Genomic DNA, 15,410 nt, shown 5'->3' on the forward strand with positions numbered 1-15,410 from the left:
CGTAACCGAGGGGCTGAACTCGAAAATCCAGAGTCTCAAGTCCGCTGCCCGAGGCTTTCGCAACTTTCACAACTACCGGATTCGTATCCTGTTCTTCTGCGGAAAGCTCAATCTCTACCCACTATGATCCCCGTAGAAACAAAAGCTTTGGAGCGATAGGGCTTGATTCACTCTTTGAGAGTCGAGCCGTCCCGCCGTGAAAGGATGTAACGAATTTGGCAAGTCATAGTGGGCGGGGCGGCGGGGCTGCAGTAGCGCTGGGGCGGGGGCGCGAGACGAATTTCAATTGACTCGTTCGGTCTTGTGACTAAAGGATGAGCGCATGAAGAGCGGCGGACAACCGGCAGCCCTTGAGGGCAAGGTTTTGGTGGTGATTGGGGGGACGGCCGGGCTGGGTCTCTCCGCTTGCAAGGCCTTTATCGAGGCGGGGGCCCGAGTGGTGGCCGTGGGATTGAAGCCCGAGAATGTGGCCTCGGCCGCGCGGGAGTTGGGGGAATCGGCGCGGGTGCTTTGTGGGAATGCCTCGACTGCAGACACGGCGCCAGGCGCGATTGCGGAGGGCCTGGCCGCCTTTGGCCGATTTGATGGAATGTATCATGTGGCCGGCGGGTCTGGACGGCGTTTGGGTGACGGGCCCCTGCACGAAATCACCGATGAGGGGTGGCATTCAACAATCGACCTGAACCTGACCTCTGTTTTCTATTCCAATCGCGCCGCCATCCGGCAGTTCCTGGCTCAGAAGACGGGCGGCAGCATTTTGAATATGGGCAGCGTACTGGGCTGGTCGCCTTCGCCGCGTTACTTTGCCACCCACACTTACGCCGCAGCCAAAGCGGCCATAATCGGTTTAACCAGGTCCTGCGCCGCGATGTATGCCGCGGACAACGTGCGGTTTAACGTCCTGGCCCCGGCGCTCGTGGCTACGCCGATGTCTCAACGGGCCCAGGCCGACGAGGCTATCACGCGGTTTATCCGCGCCAAACAACCGCTGGATGGCGGGCGCATTGGGCAAGCCTCCGATCTGGATGCGGCAGCGGTTTTTTTTATGTCGGAGGCCTCGAAATTCGTGACTGGCCAGGTATTGGCAGTGGACGGGGGCTGGTGCGTGAGCGAAGGGGGCGTGGAAGAACGGATGAGGGATGAAATCAGTTGACATGTTGGCATGATCCCTTGCAGGTTTGGCGGCATGCAGAATACGACGAGGCTCGCCATTTTTGTTTTGTGTTTGATTGGTCTGCAGGCAACGGTGGCGTCACCAGAAGGAGTGGATGCTTTTAGCCTGTGGCAGGAGGGGGCGCTACGTGGGGCCAACGTCATGCAGAAACAATGCACGGTCGAAGACCTGCAGGTCCTGCGCAGTTGGGGGGCAAACCTCGCGGAGATTCCCGTCTCGAATGTCTATGCGCCGGCCACGCCCTACGATTTTCAGCCGGAGAACCTGGCCAAATTGGACCAAGCGATCAAGGCGGCGGAAGAAGCCCACCTTTATGTGGCGCTAACCTGCCGCGAGGGACCAGGCCGGCCAGACTTTAACCGGAGTCATGAAATCTGGCGGGATGCTCCTGCGCAGGTGGCTTACGCGAAGATGTGGCGCGAGATTGCATCACACTACCGCGGGCGCCCCAGCATCGTTGGGTATGACCTCATGTGCGAACCCCACCCCGACCAGTACGCAAAGGAACCTTTGGGTGACTGGAACGTGCTCGCACGAAAAATCACCGCCGCGATTCGTGAGGTGGACAAGGAGACCCCAATTCTTGTCAATTCGATCGGCTGGGCCTACCCGCAAACTTTCCAGGTCCTCGAGCCTACGGGCGATTCACGCACCGTTTATGTCGTGCATTTCTACGACCCCCATTATTACACGCACCAGAAACCGGCAGATAAAGTGGCCTATCCGGGGTTCCGTTTGCCAGAAAAGGAAGGTGGCGCATGGGACAAGGCGGTTGTCGAGGCGCGGTTGGCGCCGGTTCGGGAGTTTCAAAAGAAGCATCACGCACCCATTTTCGTGGGTGAGTTCGGCTGCGCGCGGTATGCGCCCGGCGTGGAGGCCTGGATGGGCGACCAAATCGGGCTGTACGAACGCTACGGATGGTCGTGGGCCTACTGGGCTTTCCGGGAATGGGACGTGATGAATATCGAGAGGACGGCCGACCCGACAGATAAGGTGAACCGGCCCGGCGCGCCGTTGCTGCAGCTTTTCAAGACATACTTTAAAAAAGACAAGAAGTTTTTGAGCGGCAGCTAACTTTTTGCATGTTGCGCGAGCCTCGCCGCGCTTTTTCAACTGTTCCACACAATATCTCGCCGTGCTCATTGGGCAAAGTTGACTTGAGCAGCGGCGGCAGATACTCTGTTTTTACATGTTGGAAGCAATTGAGAAGCTACTGATTTTACAAGACCGCGACAGCAAGATACGCCGCCTGAAAGGTGGGTTGTCCCATATCGGACCGGAACGGCAGATGTTCCAGGCCAGGGCGGCGGAGGCGCAAAGCGCCCTCGAGACGGCCAAGAGCAGGGTCAAACAGATTGAATCGGACCGTAAAGGCCTTGAACTGGAAGTGGAAAGCAAGAAGCAGCTTATTGCGCGTTATGCCAATCAGCAGCTTGAAACGCGCAAGAATGAGGAGTATCGGGCGCTGGCGCACGAGATCGATACGTGCAAGGCGGACATATTCGGAATCGAAGACCGCGAGATCGAGTTGATGGAGCAAGCCGAAGCGGCCCAGAAAGAGGTCCTTGCCTTCACGCAAGCCACTGCCCAAGCTCGTAAAATGATGGAGGAACAACTGACCCAACTCGAAGCGCGGGAACAGAATCTAAAGAAAGAACTGGGAGAATTGGAAACCAACCGCGAGGAGCTTTCCGCTGCCGTGGATGAGGGGGCCCGCGACCGCTACGAGCGCCTGGCCAGGAACAAAGGGGAGAATGTGGTGGTTGGGGTTCAGCGCGGGGTTTGCGGCGGGTGCCACATGCGCCTGCCGCCGCAATTGCTGGTCCAATGCCAGGCTCAGCGGGAATTGGTCACGTGCAGCAACTGCGGCCGCATTCTTTATTATACCCGCGACATGGATTTGGCCGTCGCCGATTAGAAGAGCGGTTTTGGAAGGGCTGTAAGCCGAATTTTGTCTGCCCCGAATTTACGGGGGAGAGAATCATTTGTCTCAGCAGCCAGTACCCGGGACCTATCCAGCGAATTTCGCGAGACACGGAGCGGGCCGCTCCGGGGTCCTCTATTTGGCCTTGCACCCGATGGGGTTTTCCGTGCCCCCAAGCTTGCGCGTGGAGCGGTGGGCTCTTACCCCACCTTTTCACCCTTGCCACGTTCGTGTGACCACGAGCGTGGCGGTTTGTTTTCTGTGGCACTGTCCGTCGGGATGCCTCGCGGCATCACCGCCCGCGTGTATCCGGCAACCGGCCGCCTTGCGGCGCCCCGTTGTCAGTTACGCGGCATCGCGCCCTCTGGTGTTCGGACTTTCCTCCCCCGGCTTGCGCCGGAAGCGATTCTCCGCCCTTCCAAAACCGGCGGCAATATACAACCTTTTAGTTAAATTTCAAAGCTAATGGCAAAGTCTAAGCAACGAGCCGCCATTCTTGAAGGTTTGAAACCAACCTTGTCATTGGCCCTGGGCCGGGACCGGTGCTATACTATCCACACATCCGGGAAGCTGCTATGGGAAAGGGAATATGAAATTGAGGAAATGGCTGTTCATTCTGCTGCTTTTGGGGCTGGTATCTCCGCATGGACTGCGCGGCGCTCCAGCGCCAGCGCTTGAAAAACTGCCGGTCCTTCGCGCCACACTCACCAACGGGTTGCGCGTGATCATCGTTTATAATCCGCTGGCCCCGGTCGTGAGCACCGTGGTCAATTACCGGGTCGGCTCGGATGAAACCACGCCGGGCTTTCCCGGTTCGGCGCACGCCCTCGAACACATGATGTTTCGCGGCAGCCCGGGGCTCTCAGCGGACCAACTGGCGGACCTCTCGGCAATGCTTGGGGGCGACGACAATGCCGACACCCAGCAAGCCGTGACACAGTATCTGTTCACTGTGCCCGCCGAGGACCTCGAAACGGCCTTGCACATTGAGGCAGTGCGGATGCGGGGCCTGTCGCTGACACCCAAGCAGTGGGACCAGGAGCGAGGGGCCATCGAGCAGGAGGTGGCACAGGACCTCTCCAATCCGGAATATGTATTTTATGTGAAACTGCTGGAAGCCCTTTTCAAAGGCACCCCTTATGCCCATGACGCCCTGGGCACGCGGCCTTCGTTCGACAAAACCACCGCCGCCGCGCTCAAGCAGTTTTACCAAACCTGGTACACTCCGAATAATGCCATTCTGATCATCGTTGGCAATGTGAACCCTCAAGAAACACTCGCCCAGGTCAAAAGACTCTTCAGCGGCATCCCCCGCAAAGAACTGCCGCCTCGTCCGCAATATGAGTTCCAACCCGTCACGGCTGAAACGATGAAACTCGAGACCGACCAGCCTTATGGGATGGCCGTGATCTCCTTCCGTTTCCCGGGGACCGACAGTGCGGATTACGCCGCGGCGCAGGTCCTCTCGGATGTCCTCAGCAGCCAACGGGGCAAGCTCTATGGGCTTGTGCCGGAAGGCAAGGCGCTGGGCGCCGCCTTTGCCTATGACAGTCTTCCCAAGGCGGGGGTGGGCTATGCCATTAGCGAGTTCCCAGCCGGGGCTGATGGGCAGGCATTGATCGATCAAATGCGCGCTATCCTCGAAAATGAAATGACCAACGGGGTAAACCCTGAGTTGGTCGAGGCCGCCAAACGCCGCGAGATAGCCAGCGCCGAGCTGCAGCGCAATTCCGTTTCGGGTCTGGCTTCGGTTTGGTCCGAAGCGGTAGCCGTCGAAGGGCGGCAATCACCTGATGACGATGTCGAGGCCATTCGCAAGGTGACGGCTGATGATGTGAATCGGGTCGCCAGGGCGAACCTGGCTTTCTCACATGCGATTTCGGCGATTCTGACACCGCAGCCCTCGGGCAAACCGGTGTCGCCAAAGGGCTTTGGCGGCCAGGAATCTTTCACGCCCAAGGAAGTCAAAAAAGCGACGCTGCCTGCCTGGGCCCGAAAGGCGGCAACCCGGCTCGAAATGCCCGTCTCGACCCTTCACCCCCTGGACACTAATCTGGCTAATGGCCTGAGAATCATCGTCCAGCCGGAGACCATCAGCGATACTGTCAGCGTTTTTGGCCGGGTCAAAAGCAATGATAAGGTCGAGGAACCGCCCGGGCAGGACGGGGTGGGGAGCGTGCTCGAGGAACTGTTCTCCTACGGAACAACCTCTCTGGATCGGCTGGCATTCCAAAAGGCATTGGATGACATCGGCGCGATGGAATCGCCCGGCGCGAGCTTTTCGCTGCAGGTTTTGAGGGAACATTTTGATCGAGGGGTCCAGTTGCTGGCCGATAATATCCTGTCGCCTGCGTTGCCAGCGGAGGCATTCAAGGTGATTCAACCCGAGCTTGCGGCAGCCGCAGCCGGGGAGCTGCAAAGCCCCGGTTACCTGGCGCGCCGCGCCCTGGAGATTGCGTTGTTCAGCCAGCGGGATCCCTCCGCGCGCCAAACCACGCCCGAAACGATCAAAGCGCTCTCCATCCAAGAGGTAAAGAGTTACCACCAACACGTCTTTCGCCCCGACCTGACGACCATCGTCGTTATCGGCAAGGTCGAGCCGGCCCACGCTGTGGCGGTCATCTCAAAGTACTTCGGGCAGTGGGCGGCTACCGGCCCGAAGCCCAACACCCTGTTCCCCCCGGCTCCTGTAAACGCCCCGGCCATCAACCAGGTGCCGGATGCCAGCCGCGTGCAAGACCGGGTGACCCTGGCCCAAACGCTGGGGCCCTTGACGCGCACCAACGAGGACTACTACCCGCTCGAATTGGGCAACCACGTTCTGGGCGGCGCTTTTTATGCCACTCGCCTCTATCGCGACCTGCGTGAGAATGCCGGCCTGGTCTATTTCGTTTCGTCGCAATTTCAGGTTGGCCAGACCCGCGGGGTTTATTCGGTCCAATACGCGTGTGACCCGCCCAATGTGTCCAAAGCTCGCGCCATCGTGATTAGCAACCTCCAAGCCATGCAGCGCGCGCTGGTAACGCCACCCGAACTCCGCCAGGCAAAGGTTCTCCTGTTGCGCGAGATTCCGCTTTCGGAGTCCAGTGTGGATCGCATCGCCCAAGGCTGGCTCTCGCGTTCGGTGCTTGAATTGCCTCTCGATGAGCCCCTCCGCGCGGCCCAGCGATACATCAAACTCAATGCCAAAGATGTCCAGGCTGCCTACGCCAAATGGCTGAAGCCGGCGGATTTGGTCGAGGTGACCCAGGGCCCCACGCCGAAATGAAATGGATGCCCTACGGACTTTGCGAATCGGGCTAAGAACCCTCAAGCCTTTGGCTTAACTCGATCAGAAACGCGACCTGCGCCGGATTAATCTTTTCCTTGGCCTCATTGAGGTGAAAGAACGCAGCGCGATCGACTTCAGGGAACTCTTGCTGGTGTCCGGAGCGGGGCGGCCATTCCATGCTGAAGGTGTTGCTCTGGAGGCGCGTGGTGTCAAAATCGCCTTCAAAGGCCCAGGCGCGCACCAGCTTGCCAGCCTTTTGTTTGATCGGCGACAGCGGTATGAACGGCCCGTGCGGCTTAAACCCTAATTCCTCTTCGAACTCGCGCTGCGCCGCCAATAACGGCTCCTCTCCGGGCTTGAGTTCTCCTTTGGGAATGGTCCAGGCTCCGGCATCCTTGTTTTTCCAAAAGGGGCCGCCCGGGTGGACCAGCAGAAACTCCGCAGACCCCCGTCGATACATCAACAGCGCTGAACTCTCTTTAGACATTTCCCTCACTCCAATCGAGCACCTTTAATTGCACGCACCGCCGGCCATTGTACTCGTTGATTTGGGGGACAAAGGCCAGGTCAAAGGGGTCCTTGGGAGGCGCGGCAGAACCAGCCCCCCACCAAAGAGCTTCACAAGAGGCCGTACCGTCGGTGACCCACATCTTGAGATGCTGGCGGTCGGGGCCCAGGCGTTGAGCGGGGCGCTGGTGGCGCACGTTGCGAGTCATGAACTGGAAACCAGGGTTGCCGCAGCCCATCGGCTTCAAATGGCCGAGATGCGCCAGGCATTCGAGGTTCATTTCCCCCAAGCCAACCGTGGCATCGAGCTGCAAGGTGGGTTGGAACGCTTCAGGCGGCAGGGCCTCTCGAACCAGTTCATTGAGACGCGCGCGGAGCAGGTCGATTTTCCCAGGGAGGACCGTCAGGCCGGCAGACATGGCATGGCCGCCGTGCCGGACCAGCAAATCGCCGCACTCGCGCAAAGCGGCAGCCAGGTCAAACCCGGCAATGCTGCGCCCAGAGCCGCGGTATTCATTGCCTTGGCCCCCGGCGATGATTGTGGGCCGGTGGAATTGCTGGAGCAACCGGGATGCAACGATGCCAACGACCCCGATGTGCCACGATGGATTGGCTTCAACAATAACGAAATCGTGATTCACGTCGAGCCTGGCCTGAACAGCCGCCAACGCCTCCTGCGTGATGCGCCGCTCGATGGTTTGGCGCTCGCGGTTACGGCCATCCAGAGCCTGGGCCAACGGCATCGCAGCCTCCAAACCGGACGCAAGGAGCAATTGCAGCGCCTGTTCAGCGTCTTCGAGGCGTCCCGCCGCGTTCAGGCGCGGCGCAAGCTGGAATCCAGTTTCATACACCCCAATCGGCGCGGGGCATTGGGCCACTTTTTTCAAAGCAACCAGTCCGGGGCGCCTGGTCGAATTCAATCGCTCCAGGCCAGCGGAGGCCAGCGTCCGATTCTCACCGGTTAGGGGGACAAGATCAGCAATGGTGCCCAAAGCAACCAAATCCAGCAGCGGGCGCAGATCGAATGTGGCGGCGCCCGCCAATCCGGCTACGCGCCCGTGCTTAACAAGCGCATGCGCCAATTTAAACGCCAGCCCGGCGGAGCAAAACTCCGTAACCGCGAGGCGGTCGGCCTCAATCGCCGTGGGCAAGCCGCTCCTGGGCTGGAGCTGAGGGTTTACCAGCGCCAAAGCGGCCGGAGCAGGAGTCGAGACCTGGTGATGGTCGAGCACGATGACATCCACCCCGCGCGCGCCCAACCACGCGATTGGTCCAGGGTTGGCTGAACCGCAGTCCACCGCCAGAAGCAATTTGACCGGGAATTTTTTCAGGCAATTCTCAACTGCCTCCTGGCTCAAGCCGTATCCCTCATCCAGCCGCCGGGGCAGGTAGTACGAGACAGACCAACCCAGCCCTTGGAGGACTTCGACTAGCAGGGCCGTGGCAGTTACGCCATCCACGTCATAATCGCCAAAAATCACCAACGGCTCGCGGTGTTGATGGGCTGCAAAGAGCCGCTCGATGGCCGCCTTCATGTTGGGCAGCAGGAATGGATCGACCAGGTCTTTAAGCCTGGGTTGTAGAAAACCGGCAATGGAAAGAGGGTCGCCCAGCTTCCGATTCAACAGGCATTGGGCCAGCAGCGCCGGGATGTGCAACTGCTTTGCCAACTGCCCGGCCAGTAGCGGCTGCGCGGCGGCCAGAGACCAGCGAAATTTCATGCGACAGCCGAGTGTGAAACAAAGCAGCTCCCCTCTTCAACCTAAAACCGGACAGGAACCCGGATGCTCCTTATTCATTGGCGGGCTTTTCACGCCGCGCTGCTGTAATCGAAAGAATGATCGAAATCAGAATGATGGCCGCAACCGTCAAGAGCGAAACGCCAATGGGAATTTCGATCTGAAACCAAGCCGGCGGCTGGCGATCATGCGGGTCCAGGAGCATTTTGATTCCAATGAAAATGAGCACAATAGACAACCCGACTTTGAGATAGCGGAAGTAGCCCAAAGCCCCGGCCAGCACGAAATAGAGGCTGCGCAAACCGAGGATGGCAAAAATATTGGAAGTAAAGACGATGAAGGGCCGGGTGGTGACGGCGAAGATGGCGGGAATAGAATCGACGGCAAACACCAGGTCGGTAGTTTCGACCATGAGCAGGACCAACGCCAGCGGGGTCAAGGCGCGCCGGCCATTCCAATGGGTCAGGAACGTCTCGCCCTCGATGCGGGGGGACACCGGGTAAAACTTGCGCACCCAGCGGAGCACCCAGTTCTTCTCCGGGGCCACAACGGGTTTAACGAAGAGCATTTTGATGCCGGTGTAGAGAATAAAAAGGCCCAGTAGATAGAGCACCCAATGCAGCCAACTGATAATCGCCACCCCAAGCAGAATCATCCCCCCTCGCATGACCAGCGCCCCCAGGATTCCCCAGAAAAGCACCCGGTGTTGATATTCCGCCGGGACCTGGAAATAAGAAAACACCAGGGCGATGACGAAGATATTATCCATCGAGAGAGACAGCTCGATGAGGTAGCCGGTGAGGAATTCGAGGGACTCTTTTTGACCGCGCAACGGCTTGAGAACGATGGCGAAAATGAGCGCCAGGCAAAACCAGAGGGCCGTCCACAACAAAGATTCCTTGAAACCGACTGCGTGCGGGCGGCGATGGAGCAGCCCCAGGTCCAGCGCCAGCAGAAGCAACACGCAGGAAATGAAGCCAATCCAATACCAAGGGGTGATTTGAACCACCGCCAGCATGTGTACGAGACACCAATTACCCGAGTTGTCCTATTGCCACATGTCCTTCCGGGACATCCCCCCGCAAGCGCACTCAGGAGGCCACTTGGCCTCGGATGGGGCTGCGCGAAGTGGCCGGCGCCGCGCTTTGTTGCGCTGGCAACGGGGAGGTCCCGATGGCTGGGCGCTGGCCTTTGTGCCACCAGAGCACCAGGGCGCTGGCGATGTAAATGCTCGAATAGGTGCCAGTGATAATGCCGATCAGGAATGTGAATGCAAAATCATTGATTTCACCACCGCCGAAGATAAACAGCGAGAGAGTGGCGATGAAAACCGTGCCGGAGGTGATAAGCGTGCGGCTCAGGGTTTGGTTGAGCGCCTGGTTCATTACCTCTTTGAACGTGCCTCGAAGGCCCAGCTTCAGGTCTTCACGAATCCGGTCGAAGATCACAATGGTATCATTAGTTGAGAATCCAATGATGGTCAGGATAGCTGCCACCGTCGTCGCGCTGAACTCGCGGCGAGACAGATAGTAAATGCCGATTGTCATCAACACGTCATGGATGACCGCCAGCACCGCGCCGACCGCAAACGAGAATTCATACCGAAAAGCCACATAAACAAGGATGCCAAACAACGAGAGCAACGAGGCGATAATGGCCGACTGCTGGATGTCTTTGCCCACGCTCGGCCCAACCGATTCCTGGCTCCACTGGCTGAAGCCGGCATCCGGGATATGTTGCAGGACACTCTTGACTGTATCGGCGGTGCCCGCCTGGGAATCGACCCGGAGCGTGACGCGTCCGCTCGAGAGGTCCGTTTGGTACTGGATGAGCGGGTCTTTGATCCCGGCGCCGGTGAGAGCCGCGCGCAGCTTATCGGTTTCGACCTTGTGCTGGAATGCGCACGTGGTGGTGTCTCCACCGACAAAATCGCGGCCAAAAGCGCTTTTGCCCCGGTGAATGCCCCAGCCAATGCCAATGGCGATAATGATCCAGGACGTGATGAATGCCGGCTTGGCCAGCTTCATGAAATCGAGCTTGGTGGCGCGAATCAAGTGCAGCATCGGGACGGACTTAAGCCAGCCACGCTCCAGGAGCCAGTCAAAGATCATGCGCGTAACGACCAGCGCAGTGAACAGGCTGGCCAAAACACCAATCGTCAGTGAAACACCGAAACCACGAATCGAGCCGGTGCCCATGTTCCAAAGGATGATCGACGAAATCAACGTCGTGACGTGCGAATCGAAGATCGTTCCAAACGCCCGGCTGTAGCCGGCCGAAATGGCGCCTCGCAACGATTTGCCCTTGGCGGATTCCTCGCGGATACGCTCGTAAATCAGCACGTTGGCATCGACTGCCATACCAACCGTCAGCACCACACCGGCAATGCCGGGCAAGGTGAGCGTCGTGCCCACCGCGCACATGACGCCCAGCAGGATGATAATGTTGGCGATCAAGGCGACATTGGCCACCAGCCCCGCAATCATGTAATAGACCAGCATGAATAGCGAAACGAGCAGCGTGCCATACACACAGGCCTTGATGCCGCTGCGGATCGAGTCCTTGCCCAGGGTCGGATCGACCAGGCGCATGGACATGATTTGGAGTGGTGTTTTGAGTGGGTTTTGCAAAACCGTCTCCAACTGAAATGCCTCCTGCTGGTTGTAATCGCCCTCAATAACTCCGCTGCCGCCTGTGATCGGACTTTTAATCACTGGGGCGGTTTGCAATTCGCCATCCAGGATAACCGCCAGTTGGCGCCCCACGTTATCCGTTGTAATCCGAGCGAAGGTGTCCGCCGCCGAGCTGTCCAGGGTGAAAGCGATTTCTGGCTGGCCCAGGTTGTCGCGGGTAACCATGGCGCTCTTGATGCCGCCGGTCATTTCCGGGCGTTTTTTTACCCAGTACTTTTCGACCTGTTTTTTCCCGTCCGGCATGGTTCGGACATGGCTCATGAGCTGATAACCGGGAACGGTGGCCACCCCTTGATCAATCAGGTTGCGGTTATCTTCATTCACCAGCGAGAATTCCAAAAACGCCGCCTTCTTGATGGCAATTTTCGCGTTCTCCTGGTCCGCGGCAGAGAGCCCGGGCAACTGGACCAGAATCGAATCGCTGCCTTGAGGCTGGATGACCGGCTCAGCCACCCCGAAGCGATCGACGCGTTTGCGCAGCACCTCGACCGCCTGGGAAATCGCGGCCGTTGTATCGGAGGAATTAGTGAGGTTTGTGGTGTTCAAGCTCACGAGGAACGAGGTGCCGCCCTGTAAATCGAGGCCCAGGCGGATTCTTCCGGCTGCGGAGCGCTGGAGCCGGTTGAGGATATAAGTGTTCGGGTGCGTCTCGTTTTTGGCCTCGAACATTGGAAAATAACGGGTCAGGTCATTGGTCCCAATGGCATCTACCAGGTCGTCATAAGGCTTTTCAGGGGCCGTTTTTTCGAGAGCGACGGCCTTTTGGACAATGGAATTAAAATTGGCATCGCGGTTGACCGCGTGCTGGCGGAAGTACTGGATAATATCGGTGCCCTCAGGCGGATACAGCTCGTAGAGCGACCACGCCACTACGAGGACAACAATGACAAATCGCCAGACATTATTTCGATTCATGACAACGGACTACAACTAACCTCCGGCTTCGCCGCTGCGCTCGGTGATTTCGGCAATGGCGGCCTTGGTAATTTCAAACTTCGCATCTCCTGAGCGAAGTGAAAGGGTTTTTTCTTTAACGGTGATGATAACCCCGACCACACCGCCAGTCGTCACGATTTTATCGCCTGGTCTCACCGTTTTGAGCATTTCGGCATGCTCCTTTTGCTTCTTTGATTGGGGGCGAATGAGGACGAAATAGAACAGGACCACCATCAGAACCAAAGGGACGACCATCCCGAGGGTCTGGGCGGTCGGATTGGCCTGCGTGCCAGGCGGGGGCGGAGCTTGTCCCATGCCGAGAATCAATCCTGTATTCAACAAATTCATCCAATGAAATGAGCTGATAAAGATATGAATCTAAGGGAGATTAGCAAGCCCAACGTGAGCCCAACGTGAGAAAAATGCAAAAGAGCCGCCAAAGCGCCATGCTTGCGGCGCGGCGCCGGCTGCTGCCAACTGTCCAAAAATCAGCACCTCACAGGCAGATGTAAGACTCTGGCTGCTTTAGCTAGGCCTGCTGATTGCCATTTGGCTTCTTTAAACCATTGGCAAGCAACATGCATACCAGCCCTCAATGACTCGGTTCTCCAGCCTGCGTGCTCGACTGGTAGGGACTGTGTTTCTGGCGGTGGCGCCGGCCTGGATGTTCATGTACTGGCTGGTCAAGCGAACCGGCAGCAAACAGGACCTGTACTGGACCCTATTCTCCGGCGGCATCGGTTTGCTGTCGCTGGCGGCGGCCTGGTTTGGGGGCGAGCGATTCGTCCTGCGCCAGGTCCGGATTCTCTATCGAGCGGCGCGCCTGCTTGCCGGAGGCCATTTCAGCAGCCGCACCGGCCTTGCATCCGAGCACGGTGAAATGGGCGAGCTGGCCCGGACCATTGATGGCATGGCCGCTTCACTGGAAGAACAGGTCAAGGAGCGCGAGCAAGTTGAAAAAAATCTCCTGACGCGTTCGCTCCAGCAAACGGTTATCAGCGCGCTGGGACAATTCGCGCTGATTAGCGATGATTTTCCCACGCTGCTGGACCAGGCGGTGATGTTGGTCTGCCAAACCCTGGAAGTGGAGTATTGCGGGATTTTTGAACTCGAACCGGGCGGTCAAACGATGGTGCTACGCTCCGGGGCAGGATGGAATGAAGGCGCGGTAGGCCACGCCACAGTCTTGACAGACCCAAACACACAGCTCGGTGTCACATTGCTGGCTGGCGAACCGGTGGTAGTCGAGGACCTCGCCAGCGAGACCCGTTTTGGCGCCGCGCAATTTCATTTGGAACACGGGGTGGTCAGTGGAATTACGGTGGCCATTGTGGGCCAAAGCGAACGGGAGGTCTTTGGGGTGCTGGGCGCTCACACAACGCATCGGCGCCAATTTAGCGGTGACGAGGTCCATTTCCTTTTGGCTGTGGCGACGGTACTGGCAATGTCCGTGGCGCGCAGGCATGCCGAGGCCACCCTCCAAAAACTGGCCGCCTTCGCCCAACTCAATCCAAACCCGGCAATGGAGTTGGACGCTAACGGCAGCTTGACCTACGCTAATGAGGCCGCCGCTAAACTCGCTGCCTCCATCGGAAAAACCGATTCCGGGGCGCTGCTGCCCGTGAACATCCGCTCACTGGTGCAGACTTGCCTGGCTACGGCGGACAAGCCCGTCAGCCTGGAAACCCGGCTCGAAGGCCGGAGTTTCTCCTGGGCGTTTTATCCGGTGAAGTCAAGCCAAGTCGTGCATGCTTACATCGAGGACATCACGGACCGGCTCAGCCTCGAGGCCCAGTTGCGGCAATCGCAAAAGATGGAGTCGGTCGGGCAACTTGCTGCGGGCGTTGCTCATGACTTCAATAATATGCTCACCATTATCCAGGGCCATGCCGGCATGTTGCTGGCAAAGTCCGGTGATAAACAGGATTTCTTCGATTCCTCTCAAGCCATCTATTTCGCCGCCGAACGCGCCGCCAATCTAACCCGCCAATTGCTCATGTTCAGCCGCAAGAACGTGATGCAACCGGCACTGCTGGATTTGCGCGAGGTGGTTACGCACATGACGCGCATGCTCGAGCGGCTGCTTGGGGAAACGATTTATCTGGAGTTCCTGCCGCCCCCGGAGCTTCCCCTGGTGCAGGCGGACGCAGGAATGGTCGAGCAAGTCATCATGAACCTGGCTGTTAATGCCCGCGATGCCATGCCCAAAGGCGGCATCCTGACCATCAGCGCCAGCCCGATCGAAATACACCAGGGCTACATGCAAAGTCATCCCGAAGCGCGGCCAGGCTCGTTCGTTTGCTTGCGAGTTACCGATACCGGCTGCGGCATGGATGCCTTTACCCAAACCCGCATCTTCGAGCCCTTTTTCACCACCAAAGAGGTCGGCAAAGGCACCGGTTTGGGCCTGGCCACCGTGTACGGCATCGTCCGGCAGCATGAGGGCTGGATCGAGGTATTCAGCGAGCCGGGGCGCGGTGCAAGTTTCAGCGTGTTTTTCCCTGCCAGCTCGCAAGCGGCAGGTCCCAAGGCCCTCGAGGCCACCTCCTCCACCCCAGTGCGGGGCGGGGAGGAAACAATCTTGATCGTGGAAGACGAGCCGGTGCTGCGCGATATGGCCCACGTCATTCTCCAGGACTGCGGTTATCATATACTCGAGGCTGCTTCGGGGCGCCAAGCCCTGCTCGTCTGGGAACAACACCAGCAGGACATCGATTTGGTTTTGACAGACATGGTGATGCCGGAAGGCGTCTCCGGCATGGACCTGGCCCTGAAACTCATTGCAGCCAAACCCTCGATCAAGATCATTTTTGCCAGCGGCTATAGCATGGACAATCTCGACACGAGTTTCCTCACAAACGGGCATGCGCTGTTTCTGCAAAAACCCTACACCCATCTGTCCCTGGCAAAAGCCATCCGCGAATGCCTGGATCGCAGAGCGCCGGCAAAGGCCCAATTGCAAGCGCATGCCGAGAGCACCACTTAGCCTAACGACTCAGTTTAAACAGGAGACAACAGACAAAACGGAGGCGTGAACATGAAGCCAAAACTGTGTCTTGCACCCTGTGGCCGGTCACTGAATGGTGTGGCGCCGTTTGTGCCTGCGCTGCCCACAAAAGTGCCTCAAAAATCTCCGTTCCCGTTTCCTCCTGTTTATTTCTGAGGG

Annotated in this window: 11 protein-coding genes and 1 other RNA gene; 6 read left to right on the forward strand and 6 right to left on the reverse strand. The window is 58.4% G+C overall.

Annotation, left to right across the window (positions count from 1 at the left end; all coding sequences use genetic code 11):
- From VG146_13315 to VG146_13330, 4 genes are all read left to right on the forward strand, one after another.
- Positions 1-127: transposase (locus VG146_13315; GenBank protein ID HEV2393327.1), on the forward strand; the 127-nt coding region annotated here is incomplete at its 5' end.
- A 195-nt stretch (positions 128-322) separates the two neighbouring features.
- On the forward strand, positions 323-1,153 hold the full coding sequence (locus tag VG146_13320) for an SDR family NAD(P)-dependent oxidoreductase (GenBank protein ID HEV2393328.1): 831 nt from the start codon (positions 323-325) through the stop codon (positions 1,151-1,153).
- A 33-nt stretch (positions 1,154-1,186) separates the two neighbouring features.
- Positions 1,187-2,248 (forward strand): cellulase family glycosylhydrolase, encoded by a 1,062-nt coding sequence (locus VG146_13325; GenBank protein HEV2393329.1) that lies wholly within the window; start codon positions 1,187-1,189, stop codon positions 2,246-2,248.
- Between the two features lie 115 nt (positions 2,249-2,363).
- Entirely contained in the window at positions 2,364-3,092 is a 729-nt protein-coding gene (locus VG146_13330) for a C4-type zinc ribbon domain-containing protein (GenBank protein ID HEV2393330.1), read from the forward strand.
- Between the two features lie 6 nt (positions 3,093-3,098).
- On the opposite strand, the gene rnpB is transcribed toward VG146_13330, so the two are convergent.
- Positions 3,099-3,520: RNase P RNA component class A (gene rnpB, locus VG146_13335), an RNA gene on the reverse strand.
- Between the two features lie 167 nt (positions 3,521-3,687).
- Here rnpB and VG146_13340 point away from each other — a divergent pair.
- Positions 3,688-6,366 (forward strand): pitrilysin family protein, encoded by a 2,679-nt coding sequence (locus VG146_13340; GenBank protein HEV2393331.1) that lies wholly within the window; start codon positions 3,688-3,690, stop codon positions 6,364-6,366.
- A 31-nt stretch (positions 6,367-6,397) separates the two neighbouring features.
- On the opposite strand, the gene VG146_13345 is transcribed toward VG146_13340, so the two are convergent.
- From VG146_13345 to yajC, 5 genes are all read right to left on the reverse strand, one after another.
- Positions 6,398-6,856: an NUDIX domain-containing protein gene (locus VG146_13345; GenBank protein ID HEV2393332.1), complete on the reverse strand. Its 459-nt coding sequence runs from the start codon at positions 6,854-6,856 to the stop codon at positions 6,398-6,400.
- Complete coding sequence (gene recJ, locus VG146_13350; GenBank protein ID HEV2393333.1) at positions 6,849-8,597, reverse strand: single-stranded-DNA-specific exonuclease RecJ; 1,749 nt, start codon at positions 8,595-8,597, stop codon at positions 6,849-6,851. The genes VG146_13345 and recJ overlap by 8 nt, the downstream gene beginning before the upstream one ends.
- 70 nt (positions 8,598-8,667) lie before the next feature.
- A complete protein-coding gene (locus VG146_13355; protein ID HEV2393334.1) occupies positions 8,668-9,633 on the reverse strand; it encodes a TerC family protein in 966 nt (321 codons plus the stop codon).
- Between the two features lie 73 nt (positions 9,634-9,706).
- Entirely contained in the window at positions 9,707-12,223 is a 2,517-nt protein-coding gene (gene secD, locus VG146_13360) for a protein translocase subunit SecD (GenBank protein ID HEV2393335.1), read from the reverse strand.
- Between the two features lie 15 nt (positions 12,224-12,238).
- Positions 12,239-12,592, reverse strand: a complete 354-nt coding sequence (gene yajC / locus VG146_13365) for a preprotein translocase subunit YajC (protein HEV2393336.1) — start codon at positions 12,590-12,592, stop codon at positions 12,239-12,241.
- Positions 12,593-12,839: 247 nt separating this feature from the next.
- On the opposite strand from yajC, the gene VG146_13370 reads away from it, so the two are divergent.
- On the forward strand, positions 12,840-15,230 hold the full coding sequence (locus tag VG146_13370; protein ID HEV2393337.1) for an ATP-binding protein: 2,391 nt from the start codon (positions 12,840-12,842) through the stop codon (positions 15,228-15,230).
- The last annotated feature ends 180 nt before the right edge of the window (positions 15,231-15,410 follow it).

It is taken from the genome of Verrucomicrobiia bacterium, assembly GCA_035946615.1.
Taxonomy (GTDB): Bacteria; Verrucomicrobiota; Verrucomicrobiia; order Limisphaerales; family UBA8199; genus DASYZB01.